At 35.0% G+C, this 1,543-nt stretch carries 1 protein-coding gene; it reads left to right on the top strand.

Annotated features, from left to right (window positions below):
* Positions 1 to 240: 240 nt before the first annotated feature.
* Positions 241 to 1,434, top strand: a complete 1,194-nt coding sequence (locus BUB90_RS22960) for an IS110 family RNA-guided transposase (protein ID WP_073292005.1) — start codon at positions 241 to 243, stop codon at positions 1,432 to 1,434.
* Positions 1,435 to 1,543: the final 109 nt, after the last annotated feature.

The following is a 1,543-nucleotide window of genomic DNA, read 5'->3' on the forward strand; positions in this document are numbered from 1 at the left end:
TTCGTACTATATAAGAGTAGAGAATATTGTCTCTATTCTTATTTTTTTGTTATGATGAGGTTGATTGGCTGACGTAATCTATCAATTGGGACACCACGCCCGTAGCTAAACTTGTCAGCCAGCTCTCATTATCTTACATTCGCTTCAGCAAGTTGGGACGTTGCTCCCGTGTCACTAACGAACATGAGTTGATTATGAGATGTTGGAACCAATCATAATAATACATAAAGGAGGACTATCATGATTGCTGTCGGTGTTGATGTTTCTAAATCTAAAAGTATGGTTGCTATTCTTAGCTCAGATGGCGAAATTGTTGCCGAACCATTTGAGGTATATCACGTTAATGATTCATTAGATAACCTCATCACTAATCTTCTTTCACTTAACGATGATATTAAAATTGTTATGGAAGCAACCGGGCATTATCATCTCCCTATTCTAAAAAAGTTCCTAGAAGCAAATCTTTTTGTCTCTGTTATGAATCCATACCTCATGAAGAAATATGGTGATAATCAGATTCGTAAGGCTAAGACAGATCGTAAAGATGCTATGCGTATGGCTACTTATGCATTAGAAAAAGCATACACTCTTATTCCCTATACTTCTTTGGAGCAAAAGTATCTAGATCTAAAATTCTTATCTCGCCAATATAATCAACGTATATCAACTAAAGTAAAAAACAGGGTATATTTAGGTAATCTCCTAGACGAGACTATGCCAGGAATTGAAAATATACTAATGGCTAAAACAACTAAGCCTGAAAACAATATGCTCTATAACTTTATTAACAAGTATCAAAGTTTTGATACTATTAAGAAGATGGGTGAGAAGAAATTCCTCAATAGCTATACTAAATTGGCTGAGAAAAATGGTTGTCGTAATTATCAAATGAAAGCTCTTAAAATCTATGAGCTTGCAACCAATAGCATAACAACACGTGGCACAGATACATATACAAATATAGCTATACAACAATGCCTTAATGTTTTAATTCAAGCTGAAATTGCTGCAAATGAAATATTAGTTCAGATGCAATCTCTTGCTCAAACTCTACCTGAATATCCTATTGTCAGAGGAATGTGTGGAGTAGGAGATCGTCTAACTCCAAGGCTTATAGCCGAAATAGGCGATGTACGGAGATTCACAAGTGGCAAGGCCTTAAATGCATTCGCCGGAAATGATGCTCCGCCATTTCAGTCTGGCCAGTTTGAAAGTCAAAATAGACATATATCCAAACGTGGCGCACCTTCTCTTAGAAAAGCTTGTTATGAAGTAATGCAATGTTTAAAGATGCATAAACCACAAGATGATCCTGTCTATCTTTTTATGATCAAGAAAGAAGAAGAAGGAAAACCTTTAAATGTTGCTAAAATGGCAGCCATAAACAAGTTTCTTCGCATCTATTACGCTAGAGTAATGGAACTCTACAAATAGCTAATTACTATATTTTACATTTCTTCTCCTGTAAATGAGGTCTATTAAAGTTACCCTTTTTTACTACATAAATACTTCAAAAAAGTACTTGACTTTTATTAGCAAGGTT

Origin of the sequence: Anaerosporobacter mobilis DSM 15930, from assembly GCF_900142955.1 — a bacterium.
GTDB classification, from domain to species: domain Bacteria; phylum Bacillota; class Clostridia; order Lachnospirales; family Lachnospiraceae; genus Anaerosporobacter; species Anaerosporobacter mobilis.